The 21148-nt window shown below is 62.6% G+C and carries 14 protein-coding genes, 1 tRNA gene, 1 other RNA gene and 2 pseudogenes; 5 read left to right on the top strand and 13 right to left on the bottom strand.

Going from position 1 to position 21148, the window contains the following annotated elements; all coding sequences use genetic code 11:
* Window positions 1-59 precede the first annotated feature (59 nt).
* Both ACEXKH_RS04005 and ACEXKH_RS04000 read right to left on the bottom strand, forming a co-directional pair.
* Complete coding sequence (locus ACEXKH_RS04005; protein WP_373573169.1) at window positions 60-2087, bottom strand: KUP/HAK/KT family potassium transporter; 2028 nt, start codon at window positions 2085-2087, stop codon at window positions 60-62.
* 159 nt (window positions 2088-2246) lie between these two features.
* Window positions 2247-3122, bottom strand: coding sequence for a nitroreductase family protein (locus tag ACEXKH_RS04000; RefSeq protein WP_373573168.1), 876 nt, complete (start codon window positions 3120-3122; stop codon window positions 2247-2249).
* Window positions 3123-3336: 214 nt separating this feature from the next.
* Here ACEXKH_RS04000 and ACEXKH_RS03995 point away from each other — a divergent pair, with 214 nt between their 5' ends.
* Window positions 3337-5637: an LTA synthase family protein gene (locus ACEXKH_RS03995; protein ID WP_373573167.1), complete on the top strand. Its 2301-nt coding sequence runs from the start codon at window positions 3337-3339 to the stop codon at window positions 5635-5637.
* Between the two features lie 275 nt (window positions 5638-5912).
* Here ACEXKH_RS03995 and ACEXKH_RS03990 read toward each other — a convergent pair.
* A pseudogene (locus ACEXKH_RS03990) lies at window positions 5913-6086 on the bottom strand (IS3 family transposase); the annotation flags it as partial.
* Window positions 6087-6138: 52 nt separating this feature from the next.
* Window positions 6139-6393, bottom strand: a pseudogene (locus ACEXKH_RS03985) (DDE-type integrase/transposase/recombinase); the annotation flags it as partial.
* A 533-nt stretch (window positions 6394-6926) separates the two neighbouring features.
* Between ACEXKH_RS03985 and ACEXKH_RS03980 the strand changes: the two are divergent.
* A complete protein-coding gene (locus ACEXKH_RS03980) occupies window positions 6927-7760 on the top strand; it encodes a Mu transposase domain-containing protein (protein WP_373573166.1) in 834 nt (277 codons plus the stop codon).
* Window positions 7760-8533 (top strand): IS21-like element helper ATPase IstB, encoded by a 774-nt coding sequence (gene istB, locus ACEXKH_RS03975; RefSeq protein ID WP_373573165.1) that lies wholly within the window; start codon window positions 7760-7762, stop codon window positions 8531-8533. The genes ACEXKH_RS03980 and istB overlap by 1 nt, the downstream gene beginning before the upstream one ends.
* A gap of 95 nt (window positions 8534-8628) precedes the next feature.
* On the opposite strand, the gene ACEXKH_RS03970 is transcribed toward istB, so the two are convergent.
* The 6 genes from ACEXKH_RS03970 to tadA all read right to left on the bottom strand — a co-directional run bounded on the left by ACEXKH_RS03970 (window position 8629) and on the right by tadA (window position 16979).
* Window positions 8629-9597 (bottom strand): IS3 family transposase, encoded by a 969-nt coding sequence (locus ACEXKH_RS03970; RefSeq protein ID WP_373573164.1) that lies wholly within the window; start codon window positions 9595-9597, stop codon window positions 8629-8631.
* Window positions 9598-9916: 319 nt separating this feature from the next.
* Entirely contained in the window at window positions 9917-10468 is a 552-nt protein-coding gene (gene bilS, locus ACEXKH_RS03965) for a flavodoxin family protein BilS (RefSeq protein WP_373573163.1), read from the bottom strand.
* Between the two features lie 127 nt (window positions 10469-10595).
* The gene (locus ACEXKH_RS03960) at window positions 10596-12455 is read right to left on the bottom strand and encodes an ABC transporter ATP-binding protein (protein ID WP_373573162.1); all 1860 of its coding nucleotides are present in this window, start codon (window positions 12453-12455) and stop codon (window positions 10596-10598) included.
* Window positions 12456-14321: an ABC transporter ATP-binding protein gene (locus ACEXKH_RS03955; protein WP_373573161.1), complete on the bottom strand. Its 1866-nt coding sequence runs from the start codon at window positions 14319-14321 to the stop codon at window positions 12456-12458.
* Between the two features lie 339 nt (window positions 14322-14660).
* Window positions 14661-14756, bottom strand: an RNA gene (gene ffs / locus ACEXKH_RS03950) — signal recognition particle sRNA small type.
* A 441-nt stretch (window positions 14757-15197) separates the two neighbouring features.
* A complete protein-coding gene (tadA, locus tag ACEXKH_RS03945) occupies window positions 15198-16979 on the bottom strand; it encodes a tRNA adenosine(34) deaminase TadA (RefSeq protein ID WP_373573160.1) in 1782 nt (593 codons plus the stop codon).
* 51 nt (window positions 16980-17030) lie between these two features.
* On the opposite strand from tadA, the gene ACEXKH_RS03940 reads away from it, so the two are divergent.
* A tRNA-Ser gene (locus ACEXKH_RS03940) sits at window positions 17031-17120 on the top strand.
* Window positions 17121-17123: 3 nt separating this feature from the next.
* On the opposite strand, the gene ACEXKH_RS03935 is transcribed toward ACEXKH_RS03940, so the two are convergent.
* Entirely contained in the window at window positions 17124-17708 is a 585-nt protein-coding gene (locus ACEXKH_RS03935; RefSeq protein ID WP_117757518.1) for a TetR/AcrR family transcriptional regulator, read from the bottom strand.
* Between the two features lie 212 nt (window positions 17709-17920).
* On the opposite strand from ACEXKH_RS03935, the gene ACEXKH_RS03930 reads away from it, so the two are divergent.
* A complete protein-coding gene (locus ACEXKH_RS03930; protein WP_349090541.1) occupies window positions 17921-18472 on the top strand; it encodes a LemA family protein in 552 nt (183 codons plus the stop codon).
* A gap of 561 nt (window positions 18473-19033) precedes the next feature.
* Here ACEXKH_RS03930 and ACEXKH_RS03925 read toward each other — a convergent pair.
* Window positions 19034-20086, bottom strand: coding sequence for a branched-chain amino acid aminotransferase (locus ACEXKH_RS03925; protein ID WP_373573159.1), 1053 nt, complete (start codon window positions 20084-20086; stop codon window positions 19034-19036).
* Window positions 20087-20376: 290 nt separating this feature from the next.
* The gene (locus tag ACEXKH_RS03920; RefSeq protein ID WP_117746503.1) at window positions 20377-21024 is read right to left on the bottom strand and encodes a DedA family protein; all 648 of its coding nucleotides are present in this window, start codon (window positions 21022-21024) and stop codon (window positions 20377-20379) included.
* Window positions 21025-21148: the final 124 nt, after the last annotated feature.

The following is a 21148-nucleotide window of genomic DNA, read 5'->3' as shown; positions in this document are numbered from 1 at the left end:
CAGGACTCAATCCCCGTCATTACAAGCCCGCCCGTTCGCAGACAAACTTCGAGCGTCGACTACGGGCGCTCGTTGGGGGCCAGGCGCTGCATCTTGCTCACAGCCTTGAACTTGGTGAACAGCGGCACGTACTCAAAGCTCACGTTGGAGTTCTCCAGACCATACCAACGCGCGGGCGTACCGGCGGCGCGGCGGATGATGTACTTGAGCGTGATGGCCGTACGCTCGCTGGGCTCCACATCGCTTTCGGGCGCCAGAAGCTTACGGATCATGACGAACTTGAACGTGCCAATGTTGCCCGGATCCTTATAGACCGAGTAGTCGTGCGTCTGCGACGGCAGCTCGCCGGTGGCAGCCAGGTCCTGAACAACTTGGCGCAGGTAGGCGTTGACGCGCTGGTTGATCTTGTAGCCCAGGTACAGATGCACGCGGAACACGTAGTCGGTGCCGAACGTCTCGACCGAATAGGCAAAGGTATGCGGCTCGTCCATGGTCTCGACATTCACGAACCACCAGGCGCGAGCGCGCTTGGGATGCTTGTCCAAAATCGAGTAGACGATATCACGGTCGATGTAATCGGTATGGGTGTCCTTGGTCAGGTACACGATGTTGTCGCTCAGACGCTCGTAGCGATCGTCATCGCGCAGGCGCTTGAGCTGCGGCAGGTAGCTGCGCAGCGGCAGCAGCGTAAACTGGCGCTGCTCGACCGCCGTGCCGTTGTACCAGCACACCATAATGCCCATGATGAGTGCAGCCATGAGGATGGTGAAGTAGCCGCCGTGGAAGAACTTGGTGAGCGAGCTCACGAAGAAGAAGCCTTCGAGCAAAAGGAAGAAGGCCGCGAAGATCCACGGAGCAACCTTGAGCTTGCGCTCCTCGTGCAGGTAGAAGAAGAGCAGCAGCGTGGTGCACATCATAGTCAGCGTAATGGCAAGGCCGTAGGCGGCTTCCATATGCGCCGAGTTCTGGAACAACAGCACCACGATGACGCAGCCCACGAGCATGACGTTGTTGACCATGGGAATATAGAGCTGGCCCTTGGTCTCGGCAGGGTAGAAGACCTGCATGTGCGGCATGAGGTCCAGACGGCTGGCCTCGGACACCAGCGAGAATGCGCCGGTAATGAGCGCCTGCGAGGCAATGATGGCCGCGACGGTGGAAAGGCCGACGGCAAACGGACGCAGGCCCGGGGCGAGCATCTGGTAGAAGGGGTTGAGGTCGGCGATGCCCATGAGCTCGGGGTTGGCAGCGTTGTTGATAAGCCAAGCGCCCTGGCCCATGTAGGACAGCAGCAGGCAGCACTTAACGAACGGCCAGGTGGCGTAGATGTTGCCGCGGCCGACGTGGCCCATGTCGGAGTAGAGCGCCTCGGCACCGGTGGTGGCGAGGAAGCAGCTGCCCAGAATCATGATGCCCGCGTGGTTGTTGGGGCTCAGCAAAAAGGCGATGCCGCGCACCGGGTTGAGGCACAGCAGCACGGCGGGGTACTGAAAGACAAAGAACAGACCCGTGCCGCCCAGGAACAGGAACCACAGCGTCATGATGGGACCAAAGGCGTGACCGATCTTGGCCGTACCGATGCGCTGTACCAAGAAGAGCACGATGATGATGGCGAGCGTAATGGCGACGACGCGGCCCTGGTCGTCACCGAGCACGGCATGGACCGCCGGGATGGTGCGCAGGCCCTCGATGGCCGTGGTGACGGTAACGGCCGGCGTCAGGATGCCGTCGGCGAGCAGCGCGGCGCCACCCAGCATGGCGGGGATGATAAGCCACTTGCCGCAGCGCTTGACCAGGCTGTACAGGGCAAAGATGCCGCCCTCACCATGGTTATCGGCGCGCAGCGAGATGAGCACATACTTGATGGTGGTCAGCAGTGTGACCGTCCACACGACAAGGGAGAGCGCGCCGAGCACGAACTCCTCCGTGACGCTTCCGATGCCGCCGTTGCCGGCAACGAGCGCCTTGGTTACATACATGGGGCTGGTGCCGATATCGCCGTACACCACGCCCAGCGTGACGAGCATCGCCGAGATGCTCACAGGAATCGCAGCGTGCGAGGCTGCCTCCTTGGCCTTTTGTTCCATAAGCCGGTTTCCTTCCCAACTTTAATGTTCGAAGGGATTATAGGTAATCGGCCTATGCTTTAATGCACTGTTTTCCCAGCTAGATAAAGATTTATACAGTCTTTAGGCCACCGCGGCGATATGAAATGCGACAAAGAGACTGTCCCCTTGTCACATTCGTCATTTTCCGAGCCAGTTTTTGAACCACCACTCCATGGAGCGGCTCATCTCGGCCATAAAGGGACTGGTGTGCTTGCGGGTGTAGATGTCCACCACGCGCTCGCCCACCTCGCGGGCGTGCGGGCGGAACATCTCATCCATCTCGGTCACCTGCGCGTCCATGGTCGCGGCGTCCGCACGGCAGTAGCGCTCCTCGTGCACCAGGTTCACCACGGGGTGCGCAATGGCCGGACGCTCCTTACGGGGCGTGCCGATGATGAGCATCGACAGCGGCATGGTATAGGGCGGCAGATCGAGCAGCTCGGCAACTTCCTCGGCGTTCTCCACGATGTCGCCAATGTAGCAGCTTCCCAGCCCCAGGGCCTCGGCGGCAACCACGGCGTTTTGCGCGGCGATCACGGCGTCCTGGGCCGCGATGGCAAAGTCGCCCAAACCCGGCGCGCGGCGGGGCGCCTTGCCCGTGCGCTCGACAAACTCGGGCTCAAAGCAGCCCACGTGCTCAAACAGATCGATCCACTTTGCATAATCGACCACAAATATGAGTGCCCAGGGCGCCTTGGCAATCATGGGTTGGTGGTCGCACAGGTCGGCCAGACGGTCCAGCGTAGCCTGCTCGCGAATGCTCACGATGGAATACATCATCATGGCGCCTGCCGACGGCGCACGGCTCGCCGCATGCAGAATCGCCGCCCGCTGCTCGTCGGTCACCGCCACGGGGCGGTCGTCGTCATCACGCGCGAAGGCACGCGTGGAGGAACGGTGCTCCAACGTGTCCAGCACCGCATTGCCCGTCGTCTCGACCGGATAGCCGCACGTATCCACGCCCGCAGCTCCGCCGCAGTACTCGGCACCCGTCATACAAACCTGCTCGCCCATAGCTCTATCCTCGCCAATTCTTTAAGAAGCCTTTACGTTTCCGTGTAATTCCCGTCCATTATCGCGCAGGTCGCCACCACATTGCGCCACACCGCCACACGCGCGCGTTAATATGGCTGGTTGTTGTGCGCAGCCCGCAAATGCAGTGCATATTTAGGTAACAATCGGGTAAACCCCCGCTTTCGTAGGTTTTAAGTTTGTGAGGAGTCTCAGCATGTTCGCTGCCGCCATCTCGCTCGTCGGTCTTGCGGCGACCGTCTACCTTGTTTTGCGCGAGGCCAAGGCCATTCGCGCTCAGTCGGGCACCGTTGCCAAAAGCGCTCTTGGGTGGAGCGTCGCCTTCGGCCTGTTCCAGCTCTTTTTGACCATTTGGGGCGCTATTGGCCTCGTCGCGCAGAACGAGCCGCTCGCCTTCGTGATGCTCATCCTGACCAACGCCATCCTCACCGGCTGCGCTTGGGCCAGCATCGCCCGCGACCGCATCGCCCCGCGTGTCTTTGCGTTCGCCGGGCCCGACGCCCCCGCCCCCACCGGCAAGCTCGCCCGCCTGCGCGGCGCCTTTGTGGGCAAACCGCTCGTCGCCGCCGTCTTGTGCCTGTTGCTCGCCGGCGTCTTTGCGCTGCTGGGCATGGAGGTATCGTCCAACCACGACTTTACCTGGGTCTACCCCCTGTGCATCCTGCTCGAGTGGGCCATCATCACCACGCTCATGGTCGGCCTGTTCTTCCTGTTCCAGCGCCACGGCGCAGCTCCCGCGGTCCTGGCCTTTGCCCTCTTTGTCCTGGGCATTGCCGAGTTCTTCGTCATCACGTTTAAATCCATGCCCATCCAGCCGGGCGACCTTTCGGCCATCTCCACCGCCGCCGCAGTCGCCGGCACCGGCTACACCTTCTCGATCTCACTGTTCTGCGTGCTGTCCATGGGCTTTACCGCCATCGCCATGCTGCTGTGCGAGTACGCCGGCCTGGTCGCGCCGCATCGCCAGAAGGGCGCCGCCAACGCCAAGCGCATGCTGCTCACCAACCTGCTCGTGGCGGTGCTGTGCCTGGGCGGCGTGACCGCGCATGTCACGCTCATCGACTACTACAACACCCTCGGCATCACCGTCTACACCTGGCGTCCGCTCGAGAGCTACTGGCGCGAGGGCTACCTGCCTGCCTTTATTAGCGCGGCACAGTCCATCAAGCCGCCCAAACCCGCCGACTATTCTGTCGATGACGCCAAGGCCACGCTCAAAAAGTACGCCAAGGCCTACGACAAGTCCGACGCGGCCAAGAGCGACGAGCGCGCCGCCGCAAAGGAGCAGTTCGACAGCGAGAAGCCCACGGTCATCGCTATCATGAACGAGACGTTCTCGGATTTGTCGATCTACCAGAACATGCGCGCCGGCTACGAAGGTCCGCAGTACTTTAAGAACCTGTCCAACTGCCTCAGCCGCGGAAAACTCTACGTGAGCGCCTACGGCGGCGGCACGGCCAATACCGAGTTTGAGTTTATGACCGGCAACTCCATGGCCAACCTGGGCTCGGGCGTGTACCCCTACACCATCTACAACATGGAAACGACCGGGAATCTGGCAGAGCAGTTCAAATCGCTCGGCTATTCCACCACGGCCATGCACCCCAACCACGCGACCAACTGGAACCGCGAGAACGTCTACAAGGACTTTGGCTTTGACCAGTTCCTGTCCATCAACGATTTCCAAGGCGCCGATACCCTGCGCGGCATGGTGACCGACCAGGCGACCTACGACAAGATTCTTGAGCTGCTCGACCAGAACGCCGATCCGCAGTTTATCTTCGACGTGACCATGCAGAACCACTCGGGCTACGACACGGGCCTGCTGCCGGCCGACAAGCAGATGCACCTGAACATCGACACGACCGATCTGGACGCCAAGACCATCGAGGACGGCACGCTGTCCGATGTCGACGAGTACGTCTCGTGCATCGAGCAGTCCGACCAGGCGCTGCGCTACTTCCTCAACGCCTTGAGCAAGCTCGACCGCAAGGTGGTCGTGGTGTTCTGGGGCGATCACCAGCCGTTCTTCCCGTCCAAGTTCAACGATAAGTGGTTTACCGGCGAGGACGACGCCACGCATCAGGAGCGTCTGTGGCAGACCGACTACATCATCTGGGCCAACTACGACGTTGCCGGTTGCAACCAGACGAGTGAGGTCGACGACCTGTCCACCAACTATCTGTCCACCCAGCTGATGCAGCTGATTGGCGCACCGCTGACCGACTACCAGAAAGCGCACATGACGCTGCGCGAGTCGCTGCCCGCTATCAACTCCGTGGGCTACGAGAACTCCAGCCTGCGCTGGGCGCTCTCCTCCAACGTCACCGGTGACGACGCCGCCGCAGCAGCCGCCACCAAGGCACGCGAGGATTACGCCAAGATGCAGTACTACGAGATGTTCCGCGACGGCAAGAACGTGTATACCGAGCACTTCCAGACCGAGGCCAACGAGACCGACCCCAACCTGGCGCCGGGCACGACCAAGATCAAGTAACGAGTCGCCCATAACTGAAACATCTGTCCGGGCGGAGGTATGTAAGGTTCCCTGCTCGGACAGTCCTGCGCAAGACGGAGGCCACGTTATGTGGCCTTCTTTGTTTGCGGAAAGTGTGTCCCGGAATTCTTGTCTGGAATGGGATGCAGTTTCCGCTTGGGACCCGATTGGGAAAGTGTGTCCCACTATTCAGCTGGATTCCGGGATGTATTTTCCGGTTGAGGCTCGTTGGGAAAGTTGGGACCTCGGACGTTTTTCCGGACCATGCCCCGGCGCTATGCCGCATAGCCCCTCTCCTCGCGATACTCCCTAATGGTCTTCCATCCTAGATCCTTCTTGAGCTTGCCGTCCCTGTACCACTCGATATATTCGCCGAGCAGCCGGGAGAACTCGTCGAACGGCACGCCGGTCCAGTCCCTGCCCTCGAAGAAGTCGCACTTGAGCGTGCCGAAGAACCCCTCGGCGCGCGTTGTCGGGGCTCCGGGCCCTCCTCGACATCGAGCGCACCACCCCGGGGCCGCACGCCTCGCGCCACTCGCGCCCCATGTAGACGGCGTCGCCGTCGGTGTGCACCGTGAGAGGCCGCCCCTCCGTCGGGCCGACTATCCCCACCAGGTCCCTGAGCATGCCGACCATCAGGTCCGAGTCGGCGTGGACCGAGACCCTCCAGCAGATCGGCCAGCCGTCGAAGCAGTCGATCGCCGGCGACAGGTACGCCCTGTACCCGTCGAGCCTGAACTCCGTGTTAGCGCTAATCTAAAATTGACCACTTTCGCAAACGCATCTCGCCGAATGCGCTAACGTGCTTTCGCCGAACCCGCTAACGTACTTTCACCAACTGCGCTAACGGAACTATGCTCCGATCGGGTATCCGACCCGGGAGGAGCGGGATATGGAGCGAAACGTAATGGGAGAGTTGAACGTCTACAGGGGGTCCGGCGCGAAACCGAACTTCAGCGAGATCGCGAGGAGGCACGGCATGGACCGGCACACGGTCGCCAAGTACTGGCGGGATGGCGAGTCCGCCGCCGACGGGAGGTCCGCGAGGGGCAGCGCCTTCGACCCGCTCGAGGAGGTGATCCGCGCGAAGGCCCAGCTGCCCGGCATGACCAAGATGGCCGTGTACGCGTTCCTGCGCGAGGGCCGTGGGGAGGGGCTCCGGGTACGGCGCCTTCACCGCATGGTGCCGGGCCCGCGACGTGCCCTTCGGGGGCGCGGGCGGCCGCGAGCCGCACCCGCGGTTCGAGACGCCCCCGGGCAGGCAGCTGCAGTTCGACTGGAAGGAGGGCATGAGGCTCGTCGACTCGGAGGGCGAGGTCTTCGAGTTCAGCGTGTTCACCGCGACACTCGGCTACTCCCGGAAGCACCGCTTCATACCGGTCAGGAGCCGCACGCTCGACGACCTGCTGTCCTGCCTGCTCGCCACCTTCACCCGCCTCGGCGGCGTCCCGGAGGAGTGTATCACGGACAACATGTCGTGCCTGGTGACCGTCTCGGGCCGCAGGAGGACCAGGCAGGAGAGGGCGTGGCGGTTCGCGCGGGAGGCCGGCTTCGAGCTCAGGCTCTGCGCGCCGCGCTCGCCGCAGACCAAGGGCAAGGACGAGTCGGCCAACCGCTTCCTGAACCGCCTGCTCGCCTACGGCGGCGAGTTCACCGGGTGGGGCGGCCTCGCCGAGGCGGTGGCCCGGGTCGAGGCCCAGGCCAACTCGGAGCCGAACCGCACCACCGGCCTGCCGCCCGACGCGCTGTTCATGCGGGAGAAGGAGAGCCTGCGGCCCATCGGGAACCTCCGGCTCCTCGAGTCGATGGTGGGCGACGTGAGCGTCCAGACCGTCCCGCCGACCATGCTCGTCAGGGCCGCCGGCAGGGAGTGGTCCGTGCCCAGGCGCTGCATCGGCCGGCGCGTGAGCGTCGTGGCGATGCCCGGCGGCCAGGTCGTGGTGAGGATGGCCGGCGAGGAGGTCGCCGTCCACGACGCCGCGTCCGGGCCGTCGAGGCCCATCAACTACGACCCCGACCACTACGGGCAGGCCCTCGAGGGGAAGCGGGGCCTGGCCGACGCTGACATCGCCGAGGCCGCGCGCGCCAACCTCGCGCTGCTCGACTCGCTCGGAGGGGCGTGATGGGCGCCGTCGCGGAGGGCAACCCCTCGATCAGGGCGCAGGCGAACCTCTCCGCGCTCGGGCTGCACGAGATGGCGGCGTCCCTGCCCGACTACGTGAGGATGGTCGCCGCGGGCGAGCGGGGCTTCGCCTCCGCCCTCGAGGAGATGACGCGCGTCGAGGTCGCCGCCCGGGAGGTCAGGATCACCAGCCAGCGCATACGGTCGTCGGGGTTCCCCTACGTCAAGGGGCTGGCGGACTTCGACTGGGACTTCCAGCCGTCGGTCCCGCGCGCCGAGATCGAGGAGCTCGCGACCCTGAGGTTCGTCGAGCGGGCCGAGAACGTCCTGTTCGTGGGGAGCCCCGGCGTGGGCAAGACGCACCTCGCCGTCGCGCTGGGCATCGAGGCCGTCAGGGCGGGGCGCGAGGTCAGGTTCGTGGACTGCGCCCGGCTCGTCGAGGACCTGGAGGACGCCTCGTCGCGCGGCATCCTCAAGAAGAGGCTCAAGTACTACGCCCACTCGAGGCTGCTGATCATCGATGAGCTCGGCTACCTCGACGTCGGCAGCGCGGGCGCTGACCTGCTGTTCCAGCTGATATCGACGCGCTACGAGCAGCGCTCGACGATCATCACCACCAACGTGGGGATCAGCGGCTGGGGCAGGGTGTTCGGGGACGACGTGGCGGCGAGCGCGATCGCGGACAGGGTGTGCCACCACTGCCACCTGGTCAAGATAACCGGCAGGTCCTACAGGCTGAAGGACCTGCCGAGGGACGGCCCCGTCAAGCCGTGACCGGAATCGGTGAAAATACGTTAGCGCAACCGGTGAAACCGCCTTTGCGCGAACGGTGCGCCTGTTTAGCGAAACTGGTGAAAAATAGATTGACGCTAACACTCCGTGACGTCGGTGACCACGAGCAGGCCGGGCGCGGCGGCGCGGAAGTCGTGCGTCCCGTCCCCGCGCAGGGGGACGTTGGCCGGGCGCTCCGCGAGCTCGCCCCTGTAGCTGCAGTACCTCGCCCTCCTGCGCATCTGCGCCGCCTTTCGGGCGACCAGGCCCTCCTCGCGCATGATCCGGCGCACGACCTTCTCGGACGCGACGACGGGGGTCTCGGCGTCCCCGGGCGCGAGCGCGCGCCACGAGACGGGCTCGCCGGGCCCCCTCCTGAGGTCGGCGGTCACGGACTCGGGCCCGTAGGCGCCGCCGCTCGCCTCGAACGACGCGCGCACGCGCTCCCTGAGCGCGGCCTTGGGGTCGGGCCTCGAGATCCTGGACGCCTGGTCAAGATAGGTGCTCTTCGGGATCGACAGGGTCCTGGTCACGTCCGCGAGCCTCACCGCCGGCGAGAGCCTCCTCGCCGCCTCTCCCGCCCTGTGCTTCTCCTCGTTCGTCAAAGAGCCAGGGCCTGGTGCTTTTAGGACGTCCAACACCGCCAGGGCCTCGGCGAGCCTGACCTCGGCCTCGCGGGCGCGCTCGGCGGGGTCGTCCGGAAGCCCCTCCAGGCCCCAGTCCCGCCAGTCCGTCTGCATGGGCGGCTCGCCGCCGGCCCCTCCGCGCCCGGTTCCCTTCATCCTGCCCGCGCCCCCTTCGGCTCGACGCTTCCGCGGGGAGGCGGGCGCGGCGCCCGCGCGCCTCGCGGCGAACGCGGGGCTGCCCTCGCCGTGCGAGCAGTGCATGCGCTCCGCCCGGCCGGGCATCTCGCGGGCGGTCAGCTCGCCCGCCTCCTCCAGCTTGAGCCAAGCATACAGGTTGTCCTTGTTCGGGAAAAGCGGCAGGCTCCTGCAGGCGGCGGGGGCGGACGGGCCGCTCCGGTGGAACTCCCAGAGAATCCCCTCGCGCTCCTCTTTCGTATACATCGGACTCCCTCCTGGACCCAAATTGGGTCCGAGATTTTGTCCGAGGTCCCCATTTTTCGAAAGCCTGCCCATCCGGAAAGCCCGTCCCACTTTGGACGCATCCGGGCACGGAACCATCGACCTATCAGGCCTCCCATCAATAAAGAGGCGTCCTCCCGGACGGCGGGGCACGAAGTTCATCGCGAGTTCCGCACGCAAAGAAGGCCACTTAATGTGGCCTTCGTCTTGCGCAGGACTGTAGAGCAGGGAACTTCGTGCCCCGACGCCCGGGAGGACGTTACATTTAGAAAGATGGACCGACCGCCGTCAGCGATGGGAGCTACTCGCCCAGCACGGCCTTCTTGGCCGCCGCCGCCATATGGTCCAGATCATCCTTGGTGGGGTGATCCTTTGCGGCAACCCAGTTGTCGAGCAGCATCTTAGCGCGGGCGTTGTTGGGATCTTGCTCGAGCATGGCCTCGTAGCGCTGCTTGACCGCGGGACCCATCTTGCCCTGGCACATTGCCCAACCCACAAGCTCGGCATCCTCGGCCAAATTGGAGGTCACGCGATTGATAATCTGCTGATAATAGCTCTGGTCGGCGCCAAAACCGCAGGTACCAAAGAGGAAAACGCGCTTACCGTGCAGAGCGGAGAGCAGCGCGGCAACCGAAGGCGTGCACGCGCCCTTGTCGCACCAAAAACCGACGAGCACCGTGTCGGCCGCGCAGGCGCCCTGCGCCTCGAGCGCAACCTGATCTGCATCCGCATCGTCGCTCAACGCCGCGGCATGGACAAACTCAACGCCCGCAGCCTGCAGAGCGCGCTTGATCGCGCCCGAAACCATCCTGGTATTACCGCTCTTGCTGTTAACCACCAAAGAGCACGTCATAGTCACGTTGCCTCGTTTCCCCCAAAACTAAAGCCACTAATGCAATTTATTAGATGAATATCTTAGTACTAACGTGACAGATGTAAACCACCGTCTGTCGATTGATTAATTTGCCCCACAGGCTTGCTCACTGGGCGAATTGGCTGCGGTAGAGTTCGGCGTAGAAGCCGCCTGTCGCTAGCAGCTCGTCGTGCGTGCCGCGCTCGATAATCTCGCCGTCGCGCATCACCAGAATGCAGTCGGCGTTGCGGATGGTGCTCAGGCGATGCGCCACCACAAAGCTCGTACGGCCGGCCATAAGCTCGTCGAATGCCGCCTGCACCTGCAGCTCGGTGCGGGTATCGATGCTCGACGTCGCCTCGTCCAGCAGCAGAATCGCCGGGTCGGTGAGCATGACGCGTGCGATGCACAGCAGCTGTTTTTGACCCTGGCTAAACATGCCGCCGTCCTCGCCGATGACCGTATCGTAGCCGCTTGGCAGCTGCACGATAAACTTGTGCGCGTGCGCGCGCTTGGCGGCTTCGATAACCTGTTCACGCGTGGCATCCGGGCAACCGTAAGCGATATTTTCCGCCACCGTGCCCTCGAACAGCCACGTATCCTGCAGCACCATGCCAAAGGCGCGGCGCAGGCTTGCGCGCGTGTAGTCACGCGAAGACCGGCCATCGACCATGATGCGTCCGGCATCGATATCGTAAAACCGCAGCAGCAAATTGATGAGCGTTGTCTTTCCGCAGCCCGTGGGGCCGACCAGGGCAAAACGCATGCCGGGCTTGGCCTCGATGCAGATATCCTGCAGCAGCTTGCGGTCGGGCACATAGCTAAAGTCCACATGCTCAAACGAAACCTCGCCCTTCGGGGCGGCGAGCTCAATGGCATCCACAGCGTCGGGCTCCTGCTCGCGTGCATCGAGCAACGCGAACATGCGGCGCGCCGAGGCATACGCCGTCTGGATTTGCGTAATGACGTTGGTGACCTCGTTGAATGGCTTGGTGTACTGGTTAGCATAGGACAGAAAGATTTGCACGCCGCCCACCGTGAGCGCCGCAGGTACGCCCGTGATCACGCCCGCGCAGCCAATCACGGCGACCACGGCGTAGATGATGTTATTGATGAAGCGCGTACCGGGGTTAGAAAGCGAACCCATAAACTGCGCGCGCTCGCCCGCCGTATAGAGCTCGGCGTTGAGGACATCGAAGCGCTGTTGAGCGTGCAGGCCGTAGGCGAAGGCGTCAACGAGCTTTTGCTCACCCACATACTCCTCGATATGACCGCCGAGTTGGCCCTGGATGCGCTGTTGAGCAGTGAAGCTCTTATTGGAAAGCTTGGCGATAGCACCGGCCGCAAAGATGGAAAGCGGCGTGACGAGCACCACAACGAGCGTCATGGTCAGGTTGATGGAGAGCATAAACGCGAGCGTGCCCACGATGGTGATGACGCCGGTAAAGAGCTGCGTAAAGCCCTGCAGCAGGCCGTCACCCACCTGATCGACGTCGTTGACCACGCGGCTCATGAGGTCGCCGTGGGCATGGCCGTCGATAAAGCTGAGCGGCATGCGGCTGAGCTTGTCGCTCGCCTCCACGCGCATGTCGCGCACCGTCTCGTAGGACAGACGGTTGACGCAGTAGCCCTGCAGCCACTGGAAGGCCGCCGCGCCCACCACGACAATCGCGAGCTTGGTAACGAGCGGCAGCAGCGACCCGAAGTCCACCTGCCCGGCGGCAACGATGAGGTCGATGCCCTCGCCGATGAGGATGGGCGTATAGAGCTGCAAGATCACCGAGATGGCGGCGCTCACAAACGATGCCGTAAATGAAATGCGGTGCGGACGCACGTAGCCCATCAGGCGACGGGTCACTGCACCTACGGGATAGCGCTCCGGATCGCCGGGCTGACGCGGGCCGTCTCCCAGGTCGTTGAGGTTATCGTTGCCGGACACGTTGGCCGTCATCGTGGCAACCGAACCGGAAGAAGTATACGGATTCATCTAGCAGCCCCCCTTTGCGCAGACGGATGCCGGGGCAGCCGGGGCGCCTGGGGCGGGCGCGGGCGCCGTACTCCCCTGCTGGCCCTCGAGTTCCTCGCGACGAAGCTGCGACTGGCAAATCTCGCGGTAGAGCTGGCAGCTTGCGTACAGCTCGTCGTGCGTACCCAGGCCCGCGACCGAGCCGTGGTCGAGCACGCAGATCACGTCGGCATCGCGCACGGTCGAGACGCGCTGGCTCACGATCACCGTGGTCAGCGGGAGCCCGCCCGCGGCGGCACCGCGCACGCTGCGCTCGCGGATGGCGTGGCGAAGCGCCGCGTCGGTCTTAAAGTCGAGCGCCGAGGCGGAATCATCCATAACCAGGATCTGCGGCGAGCCCACTAAGGCGCGCGCAATGGTCAGGCGCTGGCGCTGACCGCCGCTGAAGTTCTTGCCGCCCGCCTCGACCGGGGCGTCGAGCCCCTGCGGCTTGTTGCGCACGAACTCGCTGGCCTGTGCCATTTCGAGCGCCGCCCAGAGCTCCTCGTCGGTCGCGTCTTCATCGCGCCAGGTCAGGTTGCTGCGGATGGTGCCGCTCACGAGCGACGCGCGCTGCGGTACGGTCGCGACCACATGGCGCAGCTGATCGAGCGGCCAGGCGCGCACGTCGGCACCCATTACGCTCACGCGGCCGGTGCTCGCATCGTACAGGCGCGGGATGAGCGAGACGAGCGTCGACTTACCGCTGCCCGTGCCGCCGATAATGCCGAGCGTTTTGCCCAGCGGGAGCTCCAGGGTCACATCGTTGACGGCGTTGGCAGCGCCGGCGCCAAAAGAAAAGCTCGCATGGCTCAAGCTCAGCGCCGGGACCGGAACAGCGCCACCCGCCAGTTCGCCCGGCTCGGGCAGCGCAACCGGCTGGTTGCCCTCGTCGGTAATGCTCGGCACGCAATTGAGCACCTCGTTGAGACGCGACGCACTGGCGCTCGCCTTGGTAAAGACCACGACCAGGTTGGCGACATACACGATGGAGGTCAGAGTCTGCGTCATGTAGTTGACGAACGCCATGACCTGGCCCTGCGTGAGCTCGCCCACGTTGACCTGAATGCCGCCCACCCACAGGATGGCGCACACGCCCAGGTTCATCACCAAAAACGTGACGGGGTTGAGAATCGACGAGAGCTTGCCCACCGCGATTGCGACACGCGCCTGGTCATCGGCCGCCTGGGCAAAACGCTCGCGCTCGTGGTCCTCGCGCACAAACGCCCGGACCACGCGGGCGCCCGAAAGTCCCTCGCGGCAAATAAGCGCGATGCGATCGAGCTTTGCCTGCAGCTGCTTGTAGTACGGGATGCAGTGCGCCATGACAAACCAAAACACCAGGCCGATGGCGGGCGTGCAAATCAAAAAGATCATGCCGAGCTTAAGGTCGATGGCAAGGGCCGCGACCATGGAGCCCACCGCCAAGAAAGGCCAGCGGATGAGCATACGCACGCCCAGCGCCACGGCGAGCTGCACCTGATTGACGTCGTTGGTAATGCGCGTGATGAGCGACGGCGTACCAAAGCGGTCGAGCTCGGCGTAGCTCAGCTTGTTGATGTGCTGGTAGAGTGCGCCGCGAATGTCAGTACCCATGCCCTGCGAGGTGAGCGCCGCCATCTTTTGGCAGACGAGCGTAAACGAGATGCCGATCACGGCCATGGCGGCGAGCACCATGCCGTAGTGGACGACGGCACTCACGTCGTGCGCACCGATACCTTTATCAATCATCTGGGCAATCACCAGCGGCGTCAGCAGGTCAAAGATCACTTCAATCAACTTGCACGCAGGGCCAATCACCATATACCGGCGAAACTTACCACCAAAACGCCTGAGCAGCTCAATCATAAAAAGGCGCTCCCTATCATCATCTCAATTCAATCTGATTCATGATAGTACGGAGAACCCTGGAGATGCGTAAGCAACTCGTTACAGATGTAAGGGCAACGGTCACTAGCGCCCAAGGCACGTAGCAGCCGATGTTTTGGCAACGCCAGCGAGCGGCATAACGCCGGGGATTCAATTATCAGATAAATGTGACCCTTCAGGCGGTTTTGGTCGGCTACCCGCGGGTGCCGGCAGGGCGCTTGGTAGTCGAGCGATCCCGCAGGTGAAGCCGAGGACCAGCGAGACACCAAGCGCCCTGCCGGCACTCGCGGGTAGCCGCGGCACCAAAAAACGCCTGCGCACTCGATGGATTCGGATGCCCGACAGAGGCTCCTTATGGCTGCTTCCTTCCGGACCTGACCAGATTCGGAACATATCGTCATCCGAACCCATCGAACGCGCTAGGCGCTCGATATATATTACCCGCTCCCGCCCGATGGGGCAAGGTAGCTAATTTGGGACGGGGCTTTTTGACTACTTGGGCAATCAGATCGACAGGTAGTCAAATAAGCCCCGTCCCAAAAAGACTGGTCTGCTGCCGTGCCACAAAAGGGGCCTATCTACTACGTTTAGGCCGCAGGGGTCAACCATAGCCGGCTTTTTCGAAAATCGGCAAGCTTTCTACCTGCGGTTTTAATTTCACAAAATCCGGGATGGTCAAGGGTGCTCGGCTAAACGTAGTAGATGGCCGCATTTCATGGCGGACGGTCCGACCCAAGGCCCAAGGCGACCAGCCTCGGATAGCCATTCTCGAAGTTGCGGTGGAATAGTTCCTGTTTTTGCCGCCTGAGCCGCCAAACAGGAACTATTCCACCGCAACTTATAGGGAGTTGGGTTTTAGAGGCGGGCGAGGTCGTAGGCTTGGGCGGCTGCTTCACCGGCGCAGATGAGGTTGGTTGTGGCTTCTTGCGGATCGAGTGCCTGCTCAAGGCCCATGGGCTTGCGGCAGACCGGCAAAACCAGGTCGACGCCCTGCCTATACACCGCATCCAGGTTGTCAGCGCGACCGCCCACGACGGCGACCACTGTCTTGCCATATCGCTTCGCACGACGGGCCACGCCCACCGGCGCCTTACCGGCAGCGGATTGCTCGTCCATATTGCCCTCGCCCGTTATGACCAGGTCGGCATCGCGCACGCGCTCGTCAAACCCAATCAGATCAAGCACCGTCTCCACGCCCGAGCACAGCTCCGCACCGAGTGCTAGCAGCGCGGCGCCCAGGCCGCCGGCGGCGCCGGCACCGGGCACACCGAGCACCGAGCCAAATGTCCGCACACCCTCGGGCACGCGCAACAACCCCTGAGCCCGTGCCTCGGCAATCGCCGTATCGAGCAGGCGACCGTAGCCGACCATCCAGCTGTCGTACCCGCGCAGCACCTCGGCATCACCCGTCGGCAAACCCTTCTGCCCACCAAACACCGCCAGTGCGCCTCGACGCCCCACGAGCGGATTCTCGACATCGGAAAGCACCACGACACGCGTGCCATTTAGTGCCCGAAGCGCCGGTGCCAAATCGATACTCGCCACGCGTTCAAGGCCCGCGAGACCGGGGGCGATATTACAGCCACACTCATCGACCACACGCGCGCCCAGCGCCTGCAGCATGCCGGCGCCGCCGTCGTTGGTGGCGCTGCCGCCCAGACCAATATAGATAGTCTTTGCCCCAGCACGGACCGCGCGAAGCATGAGCTCGCCCACGCCATAGGTCGAAGCCGCAAGCGCCGCCGATTCCGTGCAAGGCGAATACCCAATACCCGCCGCCTCGGCCATCTCAATAACAGCAGATTCGCGCTCGCCGTCCACCAGCATCCGAGCAGACACCCGGTCGCCCAAGGGGCCTGCAACCTCGCAGGTCGAGAGCTCGCCACTGCGCACGGCGATGGCGTCGAGCGTTCCCTCGCCACCATCCGCCAGCGGCAATGCGCGCACCTCGGCATCGGGCCACACACGGTGCACACCTTCGGCAACCGCCGCCTCCGCCTGTGCACTCGAAACGCTGCCCTTAAAGGAGTCGATCGCCAGCAGCACACGGCGGGGCCGGCGGCACGCGGCACCAAAATCGACCGCCTCAACGGCAGTATCTTCGACACACGCGAGCGCCTCGGCATGAGCGGTATGCGCCTCAAGATCGGCCCCACAACCGCAGCCAGCACCTTCGGTGCCACGCAGCCCACTAAAATAACCGCTCAACACCGCGCGGCACTCGTCTGCCAGCACGCCGGCGGTCACATTAAACCGATGATTCAGGCGCGAATCGGCATTGAGGTCGTATAGCGATCCCAGAGCGCCCGCTTTAGCATCGGCCGCGCCGTACACGCAGCGCCCCACGCGCGCGTTAACCATAAGCCCCGCGCACATGCAGCAGGGCTCGAGCGTCACGTAGACCGTGCAATCGGAAAGGCGCCAGCGACCGAGCGACTGAGCGGCGGCGCACAGGGCCGAAAACTCGGCATGCGCCGAAGGATCCTGGTCGAGCTCGCGGCGATTATGCGCCCTCGCGACGATCTCACCCGCGCGCACCACTACGGCACCGATCGGCACCTCGCCCACCGCCGCGGCGGCACGCGCCTCCGCCAGCGCCTCGCTCATGAACTTCTCATCGATTCCGGTGCTCGTCATCGTTCGCCTTCCCTGTTGCAAATCCAAAACGATGCTATCATTACGACTCACGGAGAGATGGCAGAGCGGTTGAATGCGGCGGTCTTGAAAACCGTTGAGCGCGAGAGCGTTCCGGGGGTTCGAATCCCCCTCTCTCCGCCACTCTTAGTGACTCACCGGCGTCATGGTCCGCTCGAACAGCGCATCGACCACGTCGGCGATTTCGGATCGACGCTCTAGTACGTGGCCCGATTCCCACCACATGGTAAAAAGCCGAATAATGCCGCCGGCGACAAACTCAGACGTTGTCTCGAGCGATACGGGCGCGAGCGCGTCCTCGTCAAGTGCGCTCATCACGCGCCCGCGTATGGAGCGTGCGATGCGGTCGCAAATCATGCTGGTCAGCATACCCGACATGCTGCTCGCCAAAATGTTATCCATGAGCTGCTCATGCGCCAGAATCAGATCCATGGCATCGGCGAACACCTCGTGGCGAAGCGCGCGCACGTCCTCGGCGCCCTCCGCGCCATCCGCATCGGCCCGCTTTTGCGGCAGGCCCGACATGAGTTCATCGATATAGAAGGCAAAGTAATCGTTCTTGTCGCGGAAGTGCTTGTAGAACGTCGTCCGACGAATCATAGCGCGGTCGCACAGCATGGCAACCGTCACGTCCTCAAACCGATGCTCTTCGAGCAGCTCAGTAAAGGCCTCGAACAGGGCCCGATAGGTTTTCTTGATACGAAGGTCCATATATATCGCCCTCCTCAAGGAGAAGACAACGCTCACTAATCTGTCGCATATCTTACACCTGTATCGCCCGCCCCCTGGCGAATGGCCTTACCTTGGTGGAAACATAACGCTTACCGGAAAGTTCGGTATCGCCAAAGGTTGCGGGTATACTAGTAGCGTTACACCAACGGCAGCCGGCGGAAGACGCCGCGGCCATTCGAAACGGAGACACCATGATTCCCGTCATCATCGGTATCGTTGTTGTCATTGTGATTGTCTGCGCCATCGCCGGCATCTACAACAACATGGTCACCAAGCGCAATCGCATTGATAACGCCTGGCAGAACATCGACACGCAGCTGCAGCGCCGCAACGACCTGATCCCTAACCTGGTCGAGACCGTCAAGGGCTACGCCAAACACGAGCAGGACACGCTTGCAGCCGTGGTCAACGCGCGCAACGCCGCCGTGAGCGCCACCACGCCCGAAGCCAAGATGGAAGCCGACAACGTGCTGACCGGCGCCCTGCGCCAGCTCTTCGCCGTGGCCGAGGCTTACCCCGATCTTAAGGCGAACACCAACTTTACGCAGCTCCAAGCCACGCTCGAAGACACCGAGAACAAGGTGAGCTACGCACGCCAGAGCTACAACGACTGCGTGCTTAGCTACAACAACGCCATCCAGACCTTCCCGGCCGTCATCTTTGCCGGCATCTTCCAGTTTAAGGAGCGCCAGGGCTTCGAGGCCGCCGAAGCTGCCCGCCAGGCACCGACCGTCAAGTTCTAACAGATCCGCAGCGTATCCTTAATCGGGTATATGCATAAACCGCCTCGTCGAATGCATACTTCGACGGGGCGGTTTCCTTTGTCGCGAAGGTCCCCCTCTAAGCACCGTGCATTTTTGGGAGTATTCAGCATAACCAAGAGTTTCGGGCGCCACGATAAATGCCAAAGACCGCGAATGTCCCTACAAATCAAACGCTGTCAGCCCATAACCCCGCCCATCATTCGTAGAAAACATCGAGAAATCCCGATTTTTCGCCCGAGGCCGGTATGCAGGGGTCTTCGATTGCAGAATACTCGCAAAAATGCACGTCGCCACCACCCCCCACATGGCGCGAACCAAAACAAAAGCGCGGTCAATAGGCCGCGCACCATCTTTAATTCAGATCTATATTGCCCGTAACGGCAGCGCCGAGGTAACGCAGGCCCGAGGGCGACCTTCCTTTCCGGCGCACTCCGCAGGACGAAAGAACTCCCGCCGCACGTAGTGCGCAGCGGGGGTTCTTTCATGTCCGAGGACGCGCCGGAAAGGAAGGTCGCCCTCGGGCCGGACAGCTAAGACAGCTTACGCGACGGTGTAAACCCAGCTGTGCTTATCCTCAACAGCACCAGACTGGATGCCCGTCAGGGTCTCGCGGAGCTTCTTCATCACGGGACCGATCTCGGTGTAGCCAGCCGGGAAGGTCACAGTCTCGTCGGCACCGTAGACCTTGTTGTCGATCTCGCCCACCGGGGAGATGACGGCAGCGGTGCCGCACAGGCCGCACTCCACAAAGGTGCCGGCCTTGACCTCGGCCCACTCGACGGGACGCTGGTCGACGGTCATGCCCAGGTCCTCAGCGACCTGAACGAGCGAACGGCGGGTGATGGAGGGCAGGATGGAGTCGGTGTGCGACTGCGGGACGACAAGCGTGCCGTCCTCCTTCACGAACAGGACGTTGGCGCCACCGGTCTCCTCGACATAGGTGCGGGACTCGGAGTCGAGATACAGGTTCTCGGCATAACCCTCGCGGTGAGCCTCCATCGTGGGCTTCAGGGACATGGCGTAGTTGAGGCCGGCCTTGATGTTGCCGGTGCCGTGCGGTGCGGCGCGATCGTACTCGGAAACGCGCAGCTTGACGGGCTTGAGGCCACCCTTAAAGTACGGACCGACCGGGGTCACGAGAATGCGGAACGTGTACTCAGGAGCGGGAGCCACGCCGATCACGTCACCGGAGCCGATCATAAACGGACGCACATACAGGGTTGCGCCAGAGCCGAAGGGCGGAACCCATGCGGCGTTGGCAGAAACGACCTGCTTGACGGCCTCAACGAACTTGTCCTTGGGGAACGGGGGCATCTCGAGGCGCTGGGCGGAGTTGTACATACGCTCGGCGTTCATGTCGGGACGGAAGCAGACGATGCTGCCGTCCTCGGCGGTGTAGGCCTTCAGGCCCTCAAAGACCTCCTGGCAGTAATGGAAGATGCCACCGCACTCGGAGACATGCAGGGTGTGGTCGGTGGTCAGGCCGCCCTCGTCCCACTCGCCGTCCTTCCAATGGGCCTCGTAGCTGTAATCGGTCTTCATGTAGCCAAAGCCGAGGCTACCCCAATCGATATCCTTCTTCTCGACAGTCATATGTCGCTCCTTACATACACGGTTGCATACTCGCGAACCCGCACGCAAGGACCGAAGCCGGCCGCGTCGCAACGTCGCATACCCGGAAGCGTAGAGCCGGGCAGGACACGCGGGCAGCATCAAAGCCGATGGCGCGTCGATTCGCATGCAGGTGATTGTACTCCCCGCACGCCTTGGATAAAACGCTTTTCTTTAACTAAGTAAAGTATTTTCATTTGCCTCCAACACAAAAGGCCCGCCATCGAATCCGATGACGGGCCTTGGAATTAACGTCAGAAAACAAGCTCGGACTAGGCGTTCTTTTTACCGAGCTTAGCCTTAACCAGACCGACCACGGTCGGGATGATCGACACGGCGACAATGCCGATGATCAGCAGCTCAAAGTGCTCCTGCACAAACGGAATGCCACCAAAGAAGTAACCCAGCAGCGTAAAGACCGTCGACCAGGTAATGCCACCTAGCACGTTAAAGACGACAAAGTTGCGCCAATGCATGCCGCCCATACCGGCGATAAAAGGCACAAAGGTGCGAATGAACGGGAAGAAGCGACCGAGGAAGATGGCCAGATGGCCCCACTTATCCAGGAAATCCTCGGACTTTTTGATGCGCTCGGGCGTCATGGCCTTTACCTTGCCCGAGGCGATAATCTTGCGGCCAAAGAAGTGGCCGATCATAAAGTTGCACTGATCGCCCAGGATGGCTGCAGCCCATGCGGTGGCCAGAAGCGCCACGATGTTAAAGCCGCCATTATGGGCAAAGAAGCCCGAGGCAAACAGCAGCGAGTCGCCGGGAAGGAACGGGAAGAACACCACGCCCGTCTCGATAAAGATGATTAGGAACACGCAGCCGTAGGCCATAAGCGGGCCGGCGGCGATCCAGCTGGCGATCGCGGTGCGCGGGTCCTTAAGCAGCTCGGCGATAAAATTGATGAAACCCATGAAGTAAAACCTCTCAGTTGTGGGCGCGGACACGTCCAAGTTGACCAGTATACGGTTGCGATGCGAGCACGGGCCAAACCCCTCAAAAGTCTTACTTCATTACCAGCAAGTTTGCATAACTGAC

Origin of the sequence: Collinsella aerofaciens ATCC 25986, from assembly GCF_964259375.1 — a bacterium.
GTDB lineage: Bacteria > Actinomycetota > Coriobacteriia > Coriobacteriales > Coriobacteriaceae > Collinsella > Collinsella aerofaciens_BO.
Note: the sequence above shows the minus strand (reverse complement) of the source record. Positions and strands in the feature narration are given on the sequence as shown.

What these genes read in the sequence shown, in the direction of transcription:
- ACEXKH_RS03960 (WP_373573162.1), bottom strand. Translation starts at nt 12,455, where the DNA reads ATGAATCCGTATACTTCTTCCGGTTCGGTTGCCACGATGACGGCCAAC.
- ACEXKH_RS03970 (WP_373573164.1), bottom strand. Translation starts at nt 9,597, where the DNA reads ATGTATACGAAAGAGGAGCGCGAGGGGATTCTCTGGGAGTTCCACCGG.
- ACEXKH_RS03935 (WP_117757518.1), bottom strand. Translation starts at nt 17,708, where the DNA reads ATGGACCTTCGTATCAAGAAAACCTATCGGGCCCTGTTCGAGGCCTTT.
- ACEXKH_RS03920 (WP_117746503.1), bottom strand. Translation starts at nt 21,024, where the DNA reads ATGGGTTTCATCAATTTTATCGCCGAGCTGCTTAAGGACCCGCGCACC.
- ACEXKH_RS03980 (WP_373573166.1), top strand. Translation starts at nt 6,927, where the DNA reads ATGAGGCTCGTCGACTCGGAGGGCGAGGTCTTCGAGTTCAGCGTGTTC.
- ACEXKH_RS03995 (WP_373573167.1), top strand. Translation starts at nt 3,337, where the DNA reads ATGTTCGCTGCCGCCATCTCGCTCGTCGGTCTTGCGGCGACCGTCTAC.
- ACEXKH_RS03955 (WP_373573161.1), bottom strand. Translation starts at nt 14,321, where the DNA reads ATGATTGAGCTGCTCAGGCGTTTTGGTGGTAAGTTTCGCCGGTATATG.
- ACEXKH_RS03930 (WP_349090541.1), top strand. Translation starts at nt 17,921, where the DNA reads ATGATTCCCGTCATCATCGGTATCGTTGTTGTCATTGTGATTGTCTGC.
- ACEXKH_RS04005 (WP_373573169.1), bottom strand. Translation starts at nt 2,087, where the DNA reads ATGGAACAAAAGGCCAAGGAGGCAGCCTCGCACGCTGCGATTCCTGTG.
- bilS (WP_373573163.1), bottom strand. Translation starts at nt 10,468, where the DNA reads ATGACGTGCTCTTTGGTGGTTAACAGCAAGAGCGGTAATACCAGGATG.
- ACEXKH_RS04000 (WP_373573168.1), bottom strand. Translation starts at nt 3,122, where the DNA reads ATGGGCGAGCAGGTTTGTATGACGGGTGCCGAGTACTGCGGCGGAGCT.
- ACEXKH_RS03925 (WP_373573159.1), bottom strand. Translation starts at nt 20,086, where the DNA reads ATGACTGTCGAGAAGAAGGATATCGATTGGGGTAGCCTCGGCTTTGGC.
- istB (WP_373573165.1), top strand. Translation starts at nt 7,760, where the DNA reads ATGGGCGCCGTCGCGGAGGGCAACCCCTCGATCAGGGCGCAGGCGAAC.
- tadA (WP_373573160.1), bottom strand. Translation starts at nt 16,979, where the DNA reads ATGACGAGCACCGGAATCGATGAGAAGTTCATGAGCGAGGCGCTGGCG.